Raw genomic sequence first — 19154 nt, 5'->3', positions numbered from 1 at the left:
CTTTTCAGATGCCAAAAATACAAAGATAAAAGTTGCTACTTCCCACTTCCCACTTCGTCCTTCAAACTTTTTAAAGTATTTTAGCTAAAATTTCGGCGCTATGATTTCAGAAAAACAATTCAACAAAGAAATAGACATCATCATTGCCAACGCCATTCGCGAAGACGTAGGTGATGGCGACCACAGCTCGCTGGCTTGCATTCCCGAGGATGCAAGGGGCACTGCAAAACTTTTGGTAAAAGATGAAGGTATTATTGCAGGAATTGATTTTGCCCGCCAAGTTTTTGAATACGTTGATCCCGGTTTAGAGCTGGATATAAAAATAGAAGACGGCAATCCCGTAAAATATGGCGATGTTTGTTTTTATGTTTCGGGACTTTCGCAATCCATTTTGAAATCTGAAAGGTTGGTTTTAAACGCAATGCAGCGAATGAGCGCCATTGCCACCAAAACCAACGAATATGTAAAACTGCTGGAAGGCACCAATACCAAAATTCTAGACACCCGAAAAACAACTCCGGGAATCCGTGCCTTGGAAAAATGGGCGGTAAAAATTGGGGGCGGGGAGAACCACCGTTTCGCCTTGTATGATATGGTTATGCTGAAGGACAATCACATAGATTTCTGTGGGGGGATAACAAAGGCGATTGAAAAAACAAAGCGCTATTTGGAAAACAACCACCTCGATTTAAAAATAATCGTTGAAGCCAGAAACCTTTCTGAAATTGAAGAAATATTGCAGTCCGAAGGTGTTTACAGAATCTTGATAGACAATTTTAATTATGAAGATACCAGCAAGGCTGTAAAACTTATCAACGGAAAATGTTTAACAGAATCCAGCGGTGGCATTACTTTGGAAACCGCCCGAAAATATGCCGAATGCGGTGTGGATTATATTTCCAGTGGTGCTTTAACGCATTCCGTTCACAATATGGACCTTAGCCTAAAAGCTGTTAAATGAGCCAAGAAGAGGAAAAAGAAATAAATATTCCCGTCATCCGGAGTTTGGTAAAACTTAGCAAAAAAATAAAACTTCCCGGTATGGGAGGGGAGTTTTCGCTATACCACTTGTTGGACATTTATGGCACTGGAATATTGAAAGGTTCTTTTTCGCCTCGCGCGAGTTCCATAGCCTATAGTTTTTTTCTTGCGCTCTTTCCTTTTTTACTGTTTCTGCTAAACTTGATTCCTTATATACCAATTGAAGGTTTCCAGACTCGCTTCTTAATATTTATGGAAGCCCTATTGCCTGCACAGACCACACAATTCTTTTACCCAATAATTGCAGATATCGCTGTAAACCCAAGGGCTGGACTAATTTCGGTCGTTTTTTTTCTTTCTATATTTTTATCCGCAAACGGTGTAAATGCAATTTTCAGCGCTTTTGAGTATTCATTTCACGTAACCATTAACCGTACCTTTTTTAGGCAGTATTTTGTGGCTCTGGTGGTTTCCATTTTCTTGGCATTGTTGTTGTTAACTTCGGTTGGGGTCATTCTTTATGGAGAATATATAATCAATGATCTACGGTCCAGAGCCTATATTGACAATGATCTTTTCTGGATTTCGTTCTTTCAGTTTCTAGTTTTTGTAATAATGATTTATGTTGTGATAGCAACACTTTACTATTTCGGCACCAAAGAAGGAAGGTCTTCCAGCTTTTTTTCAATTGGAGCAGTAACCACCACGGTGCTATTTCTGCTTACCACATATTTTTTTGGTGTCTATATAAATAACTTTTCAAATTATAACGAGTTATACGGTTCCATTGGTGCACTTTTAATTTTGATGTTATATATTTGGATAAATGCAAACCTCTTGCTGCTAGGTTTTGAACTGAACATTTCCATAAAGCGGCTAAAGGAAAAAATGTAACTATAAACCTAAATTTTTTAAACAGATGAAAAAAATACTTTTAACTATCTCCCTTGTTGTCCTTACCGTTATGACGGCAGCTGCACAAGATGTAACCGGAAAATGGAAAACCATTGATGATGAAACCGGCGAGGCAAAATCAATTGTTGAAATCTATAAACAAAACGGAAAAATCTACGGAAAAGTGGTAGAAATACTGGATCCAAAAAAACGTGATCTAACCTGTGTTGAATGCACCGGAAGCGACAAGAACAAGCCAATTATGGGGCTTGTAATCATTAAAGGTCTTGAAAAAGATGGTGATGAATATAACGACGGAACCATTACAGATCCTAATAATGGAAAGGTTTACAAATGCTATATTGAACTTGACGGCCCTAATAAATTGGACGTACGCGGCTATATTGGTTTCTCTCTTTTGGGAAGAACACAAACCTGGACGCGCGTTAACTAAAAAACATTAAAAGCATTATCTTTAAGCCGCCAACTTTGGTGGCTTTTTTTATTCATAAAACAGTTAACCCAATAACTTTTCCCGAGTGTATTTCATAGATGTTATCCTTCCTATTCCCTTAAAGCAGGCATTTACCTATAGCGTGAACAAGGATGAGGCTGCTTTTCTAAAACAGGGCATGCGGGTGGCTATTCCTTTTGGAAAATCCAAGGTATATACGGGAATTGTATATCAAGTGCACGACCAGCCACCGGTTGGTTATGAAACAAAATCTATTGATCATATTCTTGATGAAGAACCAATCCTTACAGCAATTCAGCTAAAACATTGGGAGTGGATGGCAGGATATTATATGTGTTCTTTGGGTGAAGTGATAAAGGCTGCGCTGCCAAGTGCTTTTTTGCTGGAAAGCGAAACCATCATCAAGCTTTCTTCACGAAATTTTCAGGAGGAAGAATCTTTAAGCGATGACGAATTTGTTTTATACGAAGCTTTGCAACATCAATCTTCGTTGCATATTAATGATGCCCGCTCCATTTTGGACAGAAAGAATATCGTTTCGATAATTCAAAAACTGCTCGATAAAAATATTATTGAAGTCGAGGAAACTGTTTATGAACAGTACGTTCCGAAGCTAAAACGCTACATAAAACTTTCACAGAAATACACTTCCGAAGAAAACCTGCGCGAGCTTTTAGATTCGCTGACTCGGGCCCACAAGCAGCGCGAGGTTCTAATGCATCTTTTTATGCTGAACAGCCAGACACAAAAACCTATCAGTTCAACGGCATTACAAAAGAAAAGCGAAGCCTCAGCGGCTACTTTGAAATCACTTATCGATAAAGGTATTCTGGAGGAATATTTTATTCAGCACGATCGCATAGAGTTTACAGGGGAAGCTTCTTCAGAAATAAAAACTTTAAACGAGGCACAAACGAACGCTTATGAAGAAATTAAAACTTCCTTTAAAATTAACGACGTGGTTTTATTACACGGCGTTACTTCCAGTGGAAAGACAGAAATCTATGTTCGGCTTATTGAAGAAGTGATTGCAACGAGAAAGCAGGTTTTGTATATGCTTCCCGAGATTGCTTTAACGACGCAATTGATTACGCGTCTTCAAAAATATTTTGGAGAAAAGATTTCGGTCTATCACTCCAAGTTTTCTGTAAACGAAAGGGTTGAGGTTTGGAATAATGTGCTTTCCGAAAAAACGAAAGCGCAGGTTGTTATTGGCGCCCGTTCATCACTATTTCTTCCTTTTAAAAACTTAGGGCTTGTAATTGTTGATGAAGAACATGAACCTTCCTTCAAACAGTACAGTCCCGCGCCACGCTACAATGCCCGCGACAGTGCCATTGTGTTGGCAAATATTCAAAAATCAAAGCTGTTGATGGGTTCCGCTACGCCATCTTTGGAAAGCTACCACAATGCAAAATCCGGGAAATTTGGATTGGTAACCTTGAAAAAGCGCTTCGGAAATGTGTTGATGCCAGATATTGAATTGGTAGATATAAAAGAGAAAACCCGAAAAAAGCAGATGACAGGTCATTTCAGTGATCGTTTGCTTGAAGAAATGCGAGAAGTATTAAAAAATAGCGAACAAATAATTCTTTTTCAAAATAGAAGAGGTTTTTCGCCCGTAGTGGAATGCACCACGTGCGGGGTTTCGCCACAATGCCCAAACTGTGATGTTAGCTTGACGTTTCATCAGCATAAAAATCAATTGCGCTGTCATTATTGCGGCTATCATATGGCTATGATGCAAAGTTGCATTGCTTGTGGCAGCGAAACCTTGGACACCAAAGGTTTTGGAACCGAGCAGATTGAAACCGAATTGAAAACCTTGTTTCCAGACCATAAAATTGCCCGAATGGACCAGGACACAACAAAAGGAAAACATTCCTATTCAAAATTGATTGAAGCTTTGGAAAACGAAGAGATTGATATTTTGGTGGGAACACAAATGCTTGCCAAAGGTCTGGACTTCAGAAACATTAGTCTCGTTGGAGTGATGAACGCCGACAATCTTTTAAACTTTCCAGATTTTCGTGCACACGAACGAAGCTTTCAACTTTTACAACAAGTTGCGGGCAGGGCAGGGCGCACCCAAAAGCGCGGCAAGGTCTTGATTCAGACATACAATCCGTACCATCAGATTTTGAAACAGGTTAGCGTGAACGATTATGAAGGAATGTATAAGGAACAGTTGGAAGAACGCTACAATTATAAATATCCACCTTTTTTCAGAACTATTAAAATTGTTTTTAAGGACAAAAACTTATCCCGCGTTCAAAAAGCTTCGGCATGGTTTGGACAAGCGTTGGAGATTCAATTCAAAGAAAATATATTGGGGCCAGAGCCACCGCCAATTGGAAGAATAAAAAATAAATACATAATAAATCTTCTCATCAAAATTCCAAAGAAACAATCATTGGAAAAAACGAAAAAATACATAGAGAACGTGCAGCGCAGTTTCAATTCCATCAAGGAGTTTTCAAGCGTTCGCGTCAATATTGATGTGGATAATTATTAGGCGTTCTGGGTGGCGGCTAATGCTTCAACAAGATCGGCTTTTCTATTTCGGCTTAAAGGCAGTTTGTCTTTGTCCAATTCAATAGTCTTACTGTTATAGCGCTGCACTTTGTCCAAATTCACAATATAAGATTTGTGGATTCGCAAAAATCGATCGCTTGGCAGTAGTGCCTGAAAAGCTTTCATAGTTGAAAGAACCACGAGTGAATCAAACTCGGTAACCAATTTAACGTAATCCCCCAGTGCTTCTATATAGCGCAATTCGTTCAAGAAAACTTTTCTTTTCTTAAGATTGCTCTTAACGAAGATGAAGTCTTCATCATCAAAGCCTTCCTCATTTTTCAGTTTGTAATTGTTGATGGCTTTATGGACGGCATTTAAGAAACGATCTTTTGCGATGGGTTTACGGAGGTAATCTACCGCATCATAATCGAAAGCTTTAAAAGCGTATTTAGTTTTTCCGGTAACAAAAATAACTTGGGGTTTTCTTTGAATATCATCCAAAAGATCAAATCCGGAAAGAATAGGCATTTCAATATCAAGAAAAATAAGGTCAATTTCAGTTGATGCGAGACCCATTTTGGCTTCAACAGCATTTTTATACTCTCCAACAAGTTTAAGTGATGGGTGCATTTGGATGAGCTTCACTATGGAAAGCCTTTGCAGTGTAGAATCATCTACAATTGCACATTTAAGTATTGTTTTTTCCACAATAGTAGGTTTTGCGTAAGGCAATAATATGCAAATAATCGATGAAATGCAACTTTTTTTAACTTTAATCGAAAAAAATATACACTTCGTCTAAAATTGATAATTTCAAAGACTATTTAAGTTTAGGTTTGAAAATAATAAATAAAATAGTATTTTTGCACCCTCTTTGGCAGAAGGCCAAGGTTTTAATCATTAATTTTAATAGATTTTTTATGAATCATTACGAAACTGTTTTCATCTTAAATCCCGTTTTATCTGAAGATCAGATAAAGGAAACAGTAAAGAAATACGAAGATCTTCTTGTTTCTAAAGGTGCTAAGATGATATCCAAAGAAAATTGGGGCTTGAAAAAACTTGCTTACCCAATCCAGAACAAAAAAAGTGGTTTTTATCACCTTTTTGAGTACACCGTTGATGGTGAAGTAGTACACGAACTAGAAACTGAATTTAAAAGGGACGAGCGTTTTATGCGTTACCTTTCAGTAAGCCTTGACAAGCACGCAATTGCTTGGGCAGAAAAAAGAAGAAACCGCGATAAAAAATCAGCATAAATTATGGCCACACTACAACAACAAGCAAAAGGAAAAAAAGACGGAGAGATCAGATATCTTACTCCTCTTAATATAGAGACCAATAAAACAAAAAAATACTGTCGTTTCAAAAGATCCGGTATTAAGTATGTTGACTATAAAGACGCAGATTTCTTATTGAAATTTGTGAACGAGCAAGGTAAAATTCTTCCAAGAAGACTTACTGGAACTTCATTGAAGTATCAGCGCAAAGTGGCCGTTGCCGTTAAAAGAGCTCGCCATTTGGCACTTATGCCTTACGTAGCCGATTTATTAAAATAAAAAACCAGAAAGTATTATGGAACTTATATTAAAGAAAGACGTAGAAAATCTGGGATTTGCAGATGATCTTGTAAGCGTGAAAAACGGTTACGGAAGAAACTTTTTAATTCCACAAGGGCATGCAGTTCTTGCAACCCCGTCGGCTAAAAAAGTATTGGCTGAAACTTTGAAGCAACGTGCTTTTAAAGAAAAGAAAGTAGTTGACGAAGCGAAAAAACAAGCTGAGAAACTTAACGGACTTGAAATTAAAATTACTGCCAAAACTGGCGAAGGTGATAAATTGTTCGGTTCAGTTACTAACGGTGATCTTGCTGAAGCACTTGAAAAAGAAGGTGTTTCTATCGAGAAAAAATACATCGTTGTTGCTGGTGGAGCTGTTAAGCGTACCGGTCAATATGAAGCAACTATCCGTTTCCACAGAGACGTTGTGAGCACTTTGGCTTTTGATGTAGTTGCTGAAGCTAAACCAGAGGTTAAAAAACCAAAGGCAGAAGCTAAGCCAGAAGCTAAACCAGAAGTAAAAGCTGAATCTGAAGAAATATCTGAAGATAAATCAGAAGATTTATTGAATTCCAATTAAAAAATACAATTAATTGATATAAAGCCTTTCCTGTTTTCAGGGAAGGTTTTTTTATTTTTAATATCAAGAGAATAAAGAATTTAAATAATAAAATGAAATACGCCAGGTTAACAAAAGAACAGTTTGAAGAGCTGAATCAAGAATTTATAAATTTTCTTGCCACGCAATCCATAACCGCTGACGAGTGGAGAACGCTAAAGACAGAAAAACCCGAAGTTGCTGAACAGGAATTGGATATTTTTAGCGATTTAATATGGGAAGGCGTTTTGAGTAAGGTGAAGTATTTAGAACACATTTCTCCCAAACAATTGATGCTTTTCCACATTACGGAAGCTTTTATGGAATTAATCGCCATAAAAGTAGAAGCTGAAAATATTGACATTACTACTGAATATGGATACAAATGGCTTCAGCAAAACTTGCACGATGATGCTGTTAGTCTTTACACTTCCACCAAAGCCATAAAGGATGATCGCAACAAGGACATTTTTGTTTTGATACAGCAAGGCTCGGTAATTACGAAAGGAGAGCTTTACAACTATTTTGGAGATTTATTAAGCGAATAATATTAGCGCCAATTAAAAAATTCCAAATTCCAAAATTGATTTCTATTGGGATTTGGAATTTCTTCTTTATTCATAACGCAGACTTTCAATTGGGTCCAATCCCGCAGCTTTTGAAGCTGGATACGAACCAGCAATCACGGCTACAATAAACGTAATAATTGTTGCCCAAATAATTGCAGACCATGGCAGTGAAAAATCAAACTCGAAGATTTTCGCGAAAGCAAAACCGGTCAAAACTCCCAGAATAATTCCTAAAATACTTCCAAACTGACCAATCACAATGGTTTCCATAAAAAATTGGGTAGAAATTGTGGAACGTTTTGCCCCCAACGCTTTGCGTACGCCAATTTCGCGGGTTCTTTCAGTAACTGAAACAAGCATTATGTTCATCAAAGCTATGGAAGAGCCTAGAATGGTTATTATGCTGATTATCCAAGCTGCAATTTCCAAATATTGGGTAATGGAAGCTATTCTATTTATAAGGTCTTCGCTGCGCTCAATTCCAAAGTTATTGGCTTCTACGGGATTCAGACCGCGAATGTTTCTAAAAGTAATGATGGCTTCATCCTGTGCGGCCTCCATCAGTTGTTTGTCATCTACTTTTATGCTTATGTTGTAGTTTATATTAGGCTGTGTGTAGATTCCGCGTGCAACTTGAACCGGAATCAGTACCTTTAAATCTTGGTTGTTTCCAAATGTTGAGCCTTTTGATTCCAAAAGGCCGATAATTTTAAATTTCACACCGCGAATGCTGATACTTTTGTTAATTGGGTCTTCGTCTTTAAAAAGATTTTTTTCAAAATCAGAACCTATTAAACAGACTTTATTGTTGTTTTGAATATCGAAAAAGGTAAAATTTCTTCCTTTGTCAATTTCGGTTCCGGTGTTTTCCAAATAGTTTTCATTTACGCCATAAACCTGTACCTCGGGATCTGTTTTCTCGGAGCCGTACTTCACTTCGGCAACTGAGGTTGCTTGAAAGGAAAGTGAAGTTTTGGTTGATGGAAATTCATATTTATCCAAAAACTCCCGAACGTTATTGTAGCTAATTATCGGATTGATTTTTTCACGTTCGCCACTTCTATTTGTTTGAACCGTAAATTCGTACTGCTGAATATTGAATGTATTGGCGCCCATAGACGCAAAATTCCCGGAAATGGTGGTTTCCAACGCTTTCACGGCACTCAAAATACCTACAAGCGCCCATATGCCAATCCCAATAATTACAATGGTTAGAATGGTTCTTAGCAACTGGCTTTTAATAGAATCCAGCGCAATACGAACATTTTCCCAAAAAAGTGAAAACATATTTTTAATTTGTGTTTCTCATTAGACTGCAAACGCACGATAAAGTTACAGAATTAGTGCGAAGCTAATAATGATTCCGGCAATCTTATTGTGGCAAACTTCATTATTATTTAGGATATTTGCCTAATCAAATAAAAATCTAAAAGTCTTGTCAAAAAAACCATCCATTCCCAAAGGAACGCGCGATTTCAATCCGGAAGAAGTTTCTAGGCGCAATTATATTTTCAATACCATAAAAGAAACTTTTTCATTATATGGTTTTCAGCCAATTGAAACACCATCCTTTGAAAATAGTGAAACCTTGATGGGGAAATATGGTGAAGAAGGCGATCGGTTGATTTTTAAGATTTTGAATAGTGGGGATTACCTTTCGAAAGTCGATGATAAATTATATTCTGAAAAGGACAGTAATAAAATAACTTCAACTATCTCTGAAAAAGCCCTCCGTTACGACCTAACAGTACCATTTGCGCGCTACGTTGTGCAACACCAAAACGAAATCACCTTTCCTTTTAAACGCTACCAAATTCAACCTGTTTGGCGTGCGGACAGACCACAGAAAGGCCGTTTCCGTGAATTCTTTCAATGTGATGCAGATGTTGTGGGCTCAACTTCACTTTGGCAGGAAGTGGAATTTGTGCAATTGTATGATGCAGTTTTTAGCAAGCTCAATTTAAAGGGCGTAACCATAAAAATCAACAACCGAAAAATTTTGAGCGGCATCGCCGAAACCATTGGTGCGGAAGACAAATTGATAGATTTTACCGTGGCATTGGACAAGCTCGACAAAATAGGGGAGGAAGGCGTTAAAAAAGAAATGCGGGAAAAAGGTATCTCGGAAGATGCTTTGCAGAAATTGCAGCCTTTGTTCTCATTAAATGGTACTGCAAGTGAGCAATTAAAAAAGCTAAAAGCATTATTGAGCAATTCCAAAATAGGAATACAAGGTGTAGAAGAGCTGGAGTTTATTACTGATAATATTGAAACGCTGGGTTTGCAAACCGCATCGTTGCAAATTGATGTTACGCTTGCGCGTGGTTTAAATTATTACACAGGTGCCATATTTGAAGTTTCCGCGCCAAAAGAAGTAAACATGGGAAGCATCGGCGGCGGCGGCAGGTATGACGATCTCACGGGAATATTTGGGTTGAAGGATATGAGTGGTGTGGGAATATCTTTCGGGTTGGACCGGATTTATTTGGTACTCGAAGAGCTGAACCTTTTTCCGGAAACCGTTTCAGATAACAGCAAAGCACTTTTTATAAATTTTGGGGAGAAGGAAGCCCTTTATGCAATGAAAGCGATATCGAAATTGCGAATTGCGGGCATAAAGGCCGAACTATATCCAGATGCCACAAAGATGGGAAAACAAATGGGGTATGCAGATAAGCGGAATATTGCGTTTGCAATCCTGGCGGGCGAAAAAGAAATGGAAGCCCAATCATTCACTCTGAAAAACATGAAAAGCGGAGAACAGACCCAAATGGATTTTTCAGAACTGGAGACATTTCTTAAAAATTAAAAAAATTCCAACATTTAGCTTAAGCTAATATTAGCATTGTCTTCCAAAAGCTCCGGTTTCGGTTTTTCCATTAGCTTTTTTTCTACTTCAAGCCTTGCCGCTTCTGAGAGCATGCCGGCTATACGAAGTTTCGTTAAGATTTTTAGTGTTTCATTCATTCATCCCCAATTTCGTTTATAATTTTTTCATAGGAAATAACATAGTCAATCTGTTTTTCTTCAGAAACGTGTTTACGGGGAGTTTCAAGAATGATAAAGTCAAAAAGTTTTGAGATTATTTTTTTAAGGCGTTGTTCCGTTGTCAATACAGCTTTGTGTAAAAAATGGGCTGCAAAAGTTAAAACTACGGAAAGAACAAATAAGGTTATAAAATATACCGATGTGGAAAAATCTGATATTGGTAGGAAAGTATAAATCATAAAAAAGAATCCTACAAATAGAAAAGAGTGGCTTATGTGTTTAAAGAAAACGTTAAATTGAGACAATTGTCCAGAAACAAATTTCAATAACAAGCCCGAACAGATAGCCATTAACGGAAGACTTAAAGAATACATAAAAGAGGACATATATGCGAAACCAAATATGCCCTCTTTTTCATTTAAAAGATAGAATATATGTAGAAACGGTGATAGCACCGCTACAATTGCAAGAAAAGTTATATAAAAACTAATATTGCTGCTATTCCTGATTGTCAAGAATCCCGTTACAGTTTCGGTCTCCTGGGGGGCAAACTTTGTGTTTGTCGATTTGTTGCTCATCACTAATTTGGTTTTCTGGGGTACAGCTAATGGCTACACTGGCTAGCATTAAAAATGCAAAAAAATACTTCTTCATAATAGAGGTTTTAGGGTTAAGTTGTAAAAATAACCCTTTCTATATCCTATACAATGCTGTACCCCAATATTTTATTAACTCATTTTCAACAAATGTAAGAATAATCGTGATATGTGCAAATTTCCATATTAAAATCCTTACTGATTTTTTATTTGATTTGTATTTATCAAATTAATTAAGAAATACCTTAATATTTATTGTCAGAAAAGACTTTTCACATTCTTTTTATAAGTCTGACCAATAGGAGTTTTACACTCCAAAATTCTTCTGAGGGTATTTTTCTAGTTTAAGCTCACTAATGTTTTAATGTTTACGAAACATATTCCTCTTGGGTTGCACCAGTTTTCATACAATATTATTTAACGTATTCAATACTATTTTAATTTGTGCAATTCACTGGGTTTTTAGATATAAACCTTTTAAGATCACACTATAAAAGATGTAAAAAGTGTACGTGAAAAATAATCTTTTATTTTTTCAAGAAAACAATAAACTAGTGCTCAATAGAAGTGCATAATTTAAAAGTAGAAGATTTTATGCTAAAACCAAGATACCGACCGTATAATAGGCATACAAATAAAAAAGCGCAACTATTATTTTTCAAATAGTTACGCTTTGTAATCGTAGCGAGAGCGAGACTTGAACTCGCGACCTCCGGGTTATGAATCCGACGCTCTAACCAGCTGAGCTACCTCGCCATATTTTTCGCCAAAGCTTTACACCTAAGCGGGTGCAAAGATAAAAACAAAATTATCTGTCGCAACTATTAGGTTCTGTTTTTATTTAAATTATTTTATCTGACTATATGTTCTTTTAAAAAGAAAATTTTTAAATCTTTCATTTGAGGTTAAAATTAATATCTATATATTGGGCGTCAACTAACACTAAGCTATGGACGACAAAATAAAATATGAAATGGAATTCCCTATTCAGGTTTCCCCTTCACTTTTATATCAGTATATATCAACACCTTCGGGACTTTCCGAATGGTATGCGGACAACGTAAATTCAAGAGGCGAGTACTACACTTTTATTTGGTCCCAAAGTGAAGAACGCGCCAAACTACTGAGCAAAAAAAGCCCGGAACGCATTAAATTTAGATGGATTGAAGACGAAGGCGAAGAATTTTATTTTGAACTTCGCATTCAGGTTGATGAGATAACTAAAGACGTTTCTTTAATGGTAACCGATTTTGCTGAAGAAGATGAAATAGAAGAAGGGAAAATGCTTTGGGAAAATATGATTTCAAACTTAAAGTCAATTTTGGGTTCAGCCTAAAATCCCTTTAAAATATAATACCTTTGCACCGTCCAATAAAAAAGGACGGTTTTTTTATGGTGAATTTAAACGGAACGCTGATAGCAAAAGAAAAGGCAGCCATCGCAATAGCAAATAGAGGATTAAATTATGGCGATGCTGTTTTTGAAACCTTGCGGTTTTCAGGAAGAAAAATATACTTTTGGGAAGACCACTATTTTCGGTTAATGGCTTCCATGAGAATACTTCGGATGGAAATTCCCATGAACTTTACAATGGAGTTTTTGGAGCGAGAAATTTTAAGGACCATCGATTCTTTGGAAAAAGAAGAGGTTTCATTTCGTGTAAAACTACTCGTGTGGCGCAAAACTGGAGGAAAATACACTCCAATTACCAATGATATTGAATATGTAATTTCTTTTGAAAAACTTGATACACCATTTTATGTTTTATATGAAAAGGCTTATGAAGTTGAACTTTTTAAAGATCATTACATCATTTCAGGGTTGCTCTCAACATTAAAAACCAATAACCGACTTATAAATATTTTGGGAAGCATTTTCGCAAAAGAAAATGATTATCAAAACTGTTTGCTGCTGAATGAAAACAAAAAGGTGGTTGAGGCTCTTAATGGAAACATCTTTTTAGTTTCGGGAAATAATATTAAAACACCGCCATTGACCGATGGTTGTCTCAACGGAATTCTTCGAAAACAACTGATTTCAATTTTCAAAAAGATGCAAGATTTCACAATTGAGGAGGCGTCTATTTCTCCTTTCGAACTTCAAAAAGCAGATGAAATTTTTATAACTAATACAATTCAAGGCATTGTATCTATTACAAAATATAGAAAAAAGGAATTTACAAATGAAGTGGCCAAACAGTTATTGCCAAAATTGAATTTAAAAGTAAGGATGGATTAATTGAAACTTGGGTTCTCTGGGGCATTTGACCAGAGTACATAATCTCCTCCAAATTCAATCATTTTTTCTTTCCAAAAGTTAATGTTGCTTTTCCCGATGATAGTATTGTTGTAGTTGTTTGGAACCACAACCCAGCTATTCACTTCCAGCTCCTGTTCTAATTGTTCGCTTTCCCAACCAGAATAACCTAAGAAAAAACGGATTTGGTCTTTTTTTAACTTGTCTTCCTTGAGCAAATCAATAATGGCGCTAAAATCGCCTCCCCAATAGATTCCGTTGGAAATTTCAATACTGTCTGGAATAATTTCTGGAATGCAGTGTATAAAATAAAGATTGTCCTGTTCCACGGGTCCACCGTTATAAACAGGAAGCTTTGAATTAACTTCGGGAACAAAATCTTTTAGTTTGTGTTCCAGAGGCTTGTTGAGTATAAAACCTACCGAACCATTTTCATTGTATTCCGCCAAAAGCACAACGGAACGGTTAAAAGAAACGTCCCCTATAATGGATGGCTCAGCAACCAATAATAATCCCTTGGCTGGTTTTAAGGTGGTCATATTGTTTTTTTGGTTATTTAAATCTATGAATTAAATTTAAGATTACCAAAAATTTACAAAACCGATGTTTAAATTATATTTTATTTATAAAAAGCTACAAATCATTGCGTTATTCTAAAAGACTAAATATCAATAAAATAAAAAACCTTCTTTCCAAGTTAATGGCAAGAAGGTTTTTAAAAATTTGTAAAATATTTTACAATTAGTTTACGCTGTTTTGTAAATCTGAACCAGCTTTGAATTTCACTACTTTTTTAGCAGCAATTTTAATGGTTTTACCAGTTTGAGGGTTTCTTCCTTCTCTGGCGGCTCTTTTTGATACTGACCAAGATCCGAAACCTACTAGAGATACTCTGTTACCTTTTTTAAGTGAACCTTGTACATTGCCCAAGAAAGACTCTAAAGATTTCTTAGCAGCAGCTTTTGTAATTCCGGCATCAGCTGCCATTGCATCGATTAAATCTGATTTGTTCATAATTTTTTTAAATTAAATTGTTGGTTAAACTTCGATTAATTGCCCTACAAATTTAACAGGAATATCCGTTCAGGCAAGTAACGACGCAGTAAATCCTTATTTTTGTTGATAACTTGGACTGTTTGTTAATAAACCCAGCGCTTTTTTGGTCTTTTTTAATGAAATCAGTACTGACAAGGGTTTACGATAGTTTGGAATCTTCATCAAAAGAATACCCATTCAAGAGTGAAAACACATCCATTTTCCGTTTTCCGGGTAGTTGTATTTCCTTAATAATAATGTACCCGTCTAAACAGGCTGCTTTCAGTTCCTTTTTTGAAGTTTTTATAGTTCCTGGTTCAAATTTGTGATCGTCCTTTTCAAAATTGGCACTATAAATTTTTACTTTTAATTCTTCATTATTATTATTATTATTATGAAGTGTTGACCAAGCCACTGGATAGGGGGAAAGCCCGCGAATAAAAGCATCAATATCCTCTCCGGGTTTTTTCCAGTCTATCTGTGTGTTTTCTGGCGTTAGCTTGGGCGCGTCTTTTAAATTATCGCTTTGTGGTTGTGGTTTTGGATTGGCTTTTCCCTTTTCAATTAAATCTAGGGTTTCCAAAACAAGTTCGCTTCCCTTTTGCATCAGCTTATCGTGAAGTGTTTCTGCAGTTTCAGCTTTTTCAATAATAACTTCTTTATTTGCTATTATGGAACCAGTATCAATCTTTTCATCAATAAAAAATGTGGTGACACCTGTTTTCATCTCCTTATTAATAATTGCCCAGTTGATAGGTGCAGCACCTCTATATTGAGGTAGGAGTGATGCGTGAAGGTTGAAAGTCCCCAATTTGGGCATTTGCCAAACCGCTTTTGGAAGCATCCGGAAAGCAACCACAACTTGAAGATTGGCATTTAATTCCTTTAAATCTTTCAGAAACGATTCGTCTTTTAAGTTTGTGGGCTGAAGAATTTTCAGATTTTGTGAAAGTGCATATTCCTTTATAGCCGAACCCATTAATTTTCTTCCACGACCAGCGGGTTTATCGGGAGCAGTAATAACTCCGACTATATTTTTCCCTGCCTCAGTCATTTCTTTTAAAACCCCAACCGCAAAATCAGGGGTTCCCATAAACACTATTCTCAAATCGTTCTGCATTTTTTTAGTTTAAATAATATTGTTTTTTTGGATTGATTTTTATCTTACCGGCGTCAATCAACAAACGGAGCACCTTCAAAATATCGGTTTCTGCAAAAGTAAGTTTTTCTGAAATCTCCCGAGAACTTAAATCACCGCTTTCAAGTATTGCAAGGATTTGTTTGGCAAGATGTTCTATTTCTCTATTAGATAACTTGGAATTTTGTGTTTTGCAAACTGAACAAATTCCGCATTTGCTTGCAGTTGTTTCGCCAAAATAAGAAACTAGCTGCACACTTCGGCAAGTATTGGTATTTGCAATATAGTTTAAGACAGAATTTACTTGTGCCGTTTTTTTTCGATTTAACGCTTCCACTTCTCGAGAAATTACGTTAATGGTTTTATCGTCTTCCCTGGGCACAAGAAAGGTAAGTGTAGCGTCCGTTATCTGTAGCATCATTTCAACGATATGGTCACGTTCCATTTTTTTAAGAACTGCAATAACGGTTTCAATAGACTGCCCAGTTTTTGATGTGATTAAATCTAAATTGATTGCAGTGGGCATTTCAAATATTCCGCCGTAAATTCTCAGAATGGTTTTTCCGATAACGGAAGCAGTTACGTCTTTTTCAAAATAATGCAGCACTTCTTCCGAAGGAATTAAAAACTGAACAATTGATTTTCTCCCGAATTCCTGCGAAAGTTGAATAATACTTAAACGGTCCAAGCTATTGAGCGCATTGTAAGTGAGTAATGTATTAAGGTTGTACGTTTTGCAGAATTCAGAAAAACCAAAATTGTGCTTGGTGAATTCACCTTCCCCGTAAGGAATTTGAAAATAGTTGTTTAATGTGCGGTATATTTTTTTTAAATCGGAAGTAGTAGGCAATGATTCCACAAACTGCTGCTTCACATATATTTTATCATACTCATTATAAAGGAGCACTGCCGTTGCATAGTCGCCATCGCGTCCTGCGCGGCCAGCTTCTTGAAAATAACTCTCAAGACTTTCGGGAATTTGCAGATGGATTACAAAACGCACATTTGGATGGTCAATGCCCATCCCGAAAGCATTTGTGGCGACCATTGTTGAAAATGCCTCACTTCGCCAAGACTGTAGTTTTTGTGCTTTTTCCTTTGGTGAAATTCCCCCGTGATAAAAACTGGCAGAAATTCCCAAACTGTTTAGTTGTTCGCTTATTTCAATAGTGCTTTTTCTGCTTCTTACATAAACTATGGCCGAACCTTTGTTTGTCTTAAGAAGTTGTTCTGTTTTGTAAAGTTTGTCTTCCTCCTTAAAAACTTGATAAGAAAGGTTTTCGCGAACAAATGAATTTTTGAAAACTGCCGGAAGTTCCATTTTTAATTCAGAAATGGTGTCTTCCAAGACTTCGGGAGTGGCAGTTGCGGTAAGTGCAATTACTGGAACTAACGGATGTATTTCCCGAAGCAATGTGATGTTTTTGTATGCTGGCCGAAAATCATTTCCCCATTGTGAAATGCAATGCGACTCATCAACTGCAATCAAATTCACGTTCATCTGTTTGATGTAATTTTGGACTATTTCTTGTTGAAGTCGTTCGGGAGATAGGTATAGGAATTTATAATTTCCGTAAAGTGCATTGTCCAGTAGTGTGTTTAATTCATCAAAAGAAATTCCGCCTTTCAGGTTTAACGCTTTAATGCCCCGTTCTTTCAGCGCATTAACTTGGTCGCCCATCAACGCCACCAGAGGCGAAACCACAATACAAATACCTTCCATGACCAAAGCGGGAACTTGAAAACACAATGATTTTCCGCCTCCTGTGGGCAAAAGAGCCACAGTATCCTTTCCGTTTAATACGGATGCAATTATTTCTTTCTGCATTGGTTTGAAGGAAGTGTACCCCCAATATTTGGTCAGGATGTCGCGGACATTTGTCAAATTGTTTTTAACTTAATAGTGCTTATTATGGATTGAGCACGTTCTTTAATAGTGCCAACGGGCACTTCATAAATTTTGTAGCCGTAGTTTTCGTAGCCATTTTTCAAAAAATGAAATATTTTTTCGGCTTGCTCAAAAGATTCGTAGCGCTCGTTATCTTGTTTGTATATTTCCTCCCACGGCGGAAGTACGAATACTTCATCATATTTATGCTCAAGACAGGTTTCTGAAAAATTTTCGGGATAATGGGTGTTTACAAAATCCATATAGGCTGTAACGTCTGGCATTCCACGGTCATAGAAAAGAATTGGGGCTGCACAGTTTTTTCCTTCGTGAAATTGCTTCAGTCGTCCTTCCAGCAATTTTTCACTGAAAAGAATTGGATTTTCTAGAAATAGTTGCTCAATGCCTTCCTTTTGCGCTTCCAAGATAACATCTCTCGAAATTTCGTGCATAACGGCATAGCCTTGTTGTTCCAAATAAGTTATAAGTGCTGTTTTTCCTGAACCTGGTCCGCCAGTGATTACAATTCTTTTCGTTTTCAAAAGTTTCAATTTTATACAAAGTAAGTAAATAAATATTTGTGGTGAAAGTGTATCTTTGTTGCTTACACAGCTATTTCTAATTTAATGGATCAAGACAAAAATACTGCAGAATTTTACGAGCGATTAAAAAAGCAACTTGAAGAAGATACCACCTGGCCATCACCTTATCTTTTTAAATTTATAGTGCCAGCTAGTTTGGAAAAAATAGCTGAAATAGAGCGGGTTTTTGATGGTACGGATGCTGTTATAAACACCCGGGATTCATCAAAAGGAACTTATTCCAGTGTTTCTATTAAAGTAACAATGGATTCTCCTGATGATGTGGTCAAAAAATATCTTGAAGTTTCCCGCGTTGAAGGCGTTATTTCACTATAATTTTTAGTATTTTGCGTGAGAAATGATTTTCAATCTTTCCGAATACACTAATTTTCTTTCCTTAATAAAAACATTTTGATACAAGAAGTAGCACAAATAGAATATAATACAGAGCGCCCAAAATTGATTATTCCTGAATATGGACGCCATATTCAAAAAATGGTAGAGCAAGCGATCGCCACAGAAGACAAAGACGAACGAAATAAAATTGCCAAAAGCATAATTGCTGTAATGGGAAATTTAAATCCACACCTTCGCGATGTTCCAGATTTTCAACCAATGCTTTGGGATCAACTTTTTATTATCTCAGATTTTAAACTCGATGTAGATTCTCCTTTTCCAATTCCTTCTCGGGAAGAGTTAATGGAGCGTCCTGAGCCATTGAAATATCCCCAAAATTTTCCGAAATACCGTTTTTATGGTAATAATATCAAACGAATGATTGATGTGGCAAACAGTTGGGAAGAAGGCGATAAGAAGGAAGGACTGATTCTTACCATTGCGAACCATATGAAGAAATGTTTCCTTAACTGGAACAAAGATACTGTGGAAGATGAGGTAATTTTTGGACATCTTTTTGAACTTTCCGATGGAAAAATCAATCTAAAAAACAGCGATGAAGATTTGAGCGATGCTTCCAACTTGTTGAAAAACAAAAAACGTTTCAATACAAATTCTTCTTCGGGAAAGAAAAATTACAAATCAAGCAATAACAATCGCAACCGCAAACGTTATTAAAATAT

The 19154-nt window shown here is 36.6% G+C and carries 23 protein-coding genes and 1 tRNA gene; 13 read left to right on the top strand and 11 right to left on the bottom strand.

Annotated elements, in window-relative coordinates; translation table 11 throughout:
- Positions 1-100 precede the first annotated feature (100 nt).
- The 4 genes from nadC (at position 101) to priA (ending at position 4865) form a co-directional block, all read left to right on the top strand.
- Complete coding sequence (nadC, locus tag Q2U82_RS15130; protein WP_410005642.1) at positions 101-961, top strand: carboxylating nicotinate-nucleotide diphosphorylase; 861 nt, start codon at positions 101-103, stop codon at positions 959-961.
- The gene (locus Q2U82_RS15125; RefSeq protein ID WP_410005641.1) at positions 958-1875 is read left to right on the top strand and encodes a YihY/virulence factor BrkB family protein; all 918 of its coding nucleotides are present in this window, start codon (positions 958-960) and stop codon (positions 1873-1875) included. The genes nadC and Q2U82_RS15125 overlap by 4 nt, the downstream gene beginning before the upstream one ends.
- 25 nt (positions 1876-1900) lie before the next feature.
- Positions 1901-2329, top strand: coding sequence for a DUF2147 domain-containing protein (locus Q2U82_RS15120; RefSeq protein ID WP_410005640.1), 429 nt, complete (start codon positions 1901-1903; stop codon positions 2327-2329).
- Positions 2330-2414: 85 nt separating this feature from the next.
- Positions 2415-4865: a replication restart helicase PriA gene (gene priA, locus Q2U82_RS15115; protein ID WP_410005639.1), complete on the top strand. Its 2451-nt coding sequence runs from the start codon at positions 2415-2417 to the stop codon at positions 4863-4865.
- Here the strand turns inward: priA and Q2U82_RS15110 are convergent.
- The gene (locus Q2U82_RS15110) at positions 4862-5575 is read right to left on the bottom strand and encodes a LytR/AlgR family response regulator transcription factor (protein ID WP_410005638.1); all 714 of its coding nucleotides are present in this window, start codon (positions 5573-5575) and stop codon (positions 4862-4864) included. The genes priA and Q2U82_RS15110 overlap by 4 nt on opposite strands.
- Positions 5576-5787: 212 nt before the next feature.
- On the opposite strand from Q2U82_RS15110, the gene rpsF reads away from it, so the two are divergent.
- The 4 genes from rpsF (at position 5788) to Q2U82_RS15090 (ending at position 7572) form a co-directional block, all read left to right on the top strand.
- Positions 5788-6126 carry a 30S ribosomal protein S6 gene (gene rpsF, locus Q2U82_RS15105; protein ID WP_111845983.1) on the top strand — a complete coding sequence of 113 codons (339 nt, stop codon included), beginning with the start codon at positions 5788-5790 and terminating at the stop codon, positions 6124-6126.
- A gap of 3 nt (positions 6127-6129) precedes the next feature.
- Entirely contained in the window at positions 6130-6426 is a 297-nt protein-coding gene (gene rpsR / locus Q2U82_RS15100) for a 30S ribosomal protein S18 (RefSeq protein ID WP_111881944.1), read from the top strand.
- Positions 6427-6442: 16 nt separating this feature from the next.
- Positions 6443-7006 (top strand): 50S ribosomal protein L9, encoded by a 564-nt coding sequence (rplI, locus tag Q2U82_RS15095; protein WP_410005637.1) that lies wholly within the window; start codon positions 6443-6445, stop codon positions 7004-7006.
- 92 nt (positions 7007-7098) lie between these two features.
- Complete coding sequence (locus Q2U82_RS15090; protein WP_410005636.1) at positions 7099-7572, top strand: DUF6495 family protein; 474 nt, start codon at positions 7099-7101, stop codon at positions 7570-7572.
- Between the two features lie 66 nt (positions 7573-7638).
- Here the strand turns inward: Q2U82_RS15090 and Q2U82_RS15085 are convergent, their stop codons facing one another.
- Entirely contained in the window at positions 7639-8880 is a 1242-nt protein-coding gene (locus Q2U82_RS15085; protein WP_410005635.1) for an ABC transporter permease, read from the bottom strand.
- A 148-nt stretch (positions 8881-9028) separates the two neighbouring features.
- Here Q2U82_RS15085 and hisS point away from each other — a divergent pair, with 148 nt between their 5' ends.
- Complete coding sequence (gene hisS / locus Q2U82_RS15080; protein ID WP_410005634.1) at positions 9029-10402, top strand: histidine--tRNA ligase; 1374 nt, start codon at positions 9029-9031, stop codon at positions 10400-10402.
- Positions 10403-10416: 14 nt separating this feature from the next.
- Here the strand turns inward: hisS and Q2U82_RS15075 are convergent, their stop codons facing one another.
- The 4 genes from Q2U82_RS15075 to Q2U82_RS15060 form a co-directional block, all read right to left on the bottom strand.
- Positions 10417-10560 (bottom strand): hypothetical protein, encoded by a 144-nt coding sequence (locus Q2U82_RS15075; RefSeq protein ID WP_410005633.1) that lies wholly within the window; start codon positions 10558-10560, stop codon positions 10417-10419.
- On the bottom strand, positions 10557-10820 hold the full coding sequence (locus Q2U82_RS15070) for a hypothetical protein (protein WP_410005632.1): 264 nt from the start codon (positions 10818-10820) through the stop codon (positions 10557-10559). The genes Q2U82_RS15075 and Q2U82_RS15070 overlap by 4 nt, the downstream gene beginning before the upstream one ends.
- A gap of 259 nt (positions 10821-11079) precedes the next feature.
- Entirely contained in the window at positions 11080-11235 is a 156-nt protein-coding gene (locus Q2U82_RS15065) for a hypothetical protein (RefSeq protein ID WP_410005631.1), read from the bottom strand.
- Between the two features lie 624 nt (positions 11236-11859).
- Positions 11860-11933 (bottom strand) — tRNA-Met (locus Q2U82_RS15060).
- A gap of 193 nt (positions 11934-12126) precedes the next feature.
- Between Q2U82_RS15060 and Q2U82_RS15055 the strand changes: the two genes are divergently transcribed.
- Both Q2U82_RS15055 and Q2U82_RS15050 read left to right on the top strand, forming a co-directional pair.
- Positions 12127-12513, top strand: a complete 387-nt coding sequence (locus Q2U82_RS15055) for an START-like domain-containing protein (protein WP_410005630.1) — start codon at positions 12127-12129, stop codon at positions 12511-12513.
- A gap of 56 nt (positions 12514-12569) precedes the next feature.
- Entirely contained in the window at positions 12570-13415 is an 846-nt protein-coding gene (locus Q2U82_RS15050) for an aminotransferase class IV (protein ID WP_410007169.1), read from the top strand.
- On the opposite strand, the gene Q2U82_RS15045 is transcribed toward Q2U82_RS15050, so the two are convergent.
- From Q2U82_RS15045 to Q2U82_RS15025, 5 genes are all read right to left on the bottom strand, one after another.
- Complete coding sequence (locus tag Q2U82_RS15045) at positions 13412-13972, bottom strand: YqgE/AlgH family protein (protein WP_410005629.1); 561 nt, start codon at positions 13970-13972, stop codon at positions 13412-13414. The genes Q2U82_RS15050 and Q2U82_RS15045 overlap by 4 nt on opposite strands.
- A 202-nt stretch (positions 13973-14174) precedes the next feature.
- On the bottom strand, positions 14175-14447 hold the full coding sequence (locus tag Q2U82_RS15040) for an HU family DNA-binding protein (protein WP_111845851.1): 273 nt from the start codon (positions 14445-14447) through the stop codon (positions 14175-14177).
- Positions 14448-14628: 181 nt separating this feature from the next.
- Positions 14629-15588, bottom strand: a complete 960-nt coding sequence (gene fmt, locus Q2U82_RS15035; protein ID WP_410005628.1) for a methionyl-tRNA formyltransferase — start codon at positions 15586-15588, stop codon at positions 14629-14631.
- A 4-nt stretch (positions 15589-15592) separates the two neighbouring features.
- The gene (locus Q2U82_RS15030) at positions 15593-17491 is read right to left on the bottom strand and encodes an ATP-dependent DNA helicase RecQ (RefSeq protein WP_410005627.1); all 1899 of its coding nucleotides are present in this window, start codon (positions 17489-17491) and stop codon (positions 15593-15595) included.
- Positions 17488-18036, bottom strand: coding sequence for an AAA family ATPase (locus Q2U82_RS15025; RefSeq protein WP_410005626.1), 549 nt, complete (start codon positions 18034-18036; stop codon positions 17488-17490). Before Q2U82_RS15025 ends, Q2U82_RS15030 begins: the two co-directional genes overlap by 4 nt.
- Before the next feature lie 84 nt (positions 18037-18120).
- Here Q2U82_RS15025 and Q2U82_RS15020 point away from each other — a divergent pair, with 84 nt between their 5' ends.
- Positions 18121-18411 (top strand): DUF493 family protein, encoded by a 291-nt coding sequence (locus Q2U82_RS15020; protein WP_410005625.1) that lies wholly within the window; start codon positions 18121-18123, stop codon positions 18409-18411.
- Between the two features lie 75 nt (positions 18412-18486).
- The gene (locus Q2U82_RS15015) at positions 18487-19149 is read left to right on the top strand and encodes a DUF4290 domain-containing protein (RefSeq protein ID WP_410005624.1); all 663 of its coding nucleotides are present in this window, start codon (positions 18487-18489) and stop codon (positions 19147-19149) included.
- Positions 19150-19154 lie beyond the last annotated feature (5 nt).

It is taken from the genome of Aequorivita nionensis (assembly GCF_046352995.1).
Taxonomy (GTDB): Bacteria; Bacteroidota; Bacteroidia; order Flavobacteriales; family Flavobacteriaceae; genus Aequorivita; species Aequorivita nionensis.
The sequence above is the reverse complement of the archived record's forward strand: the minus strand, read 5'-3'. Positions and strand labels throughout refer to the sequence as shown.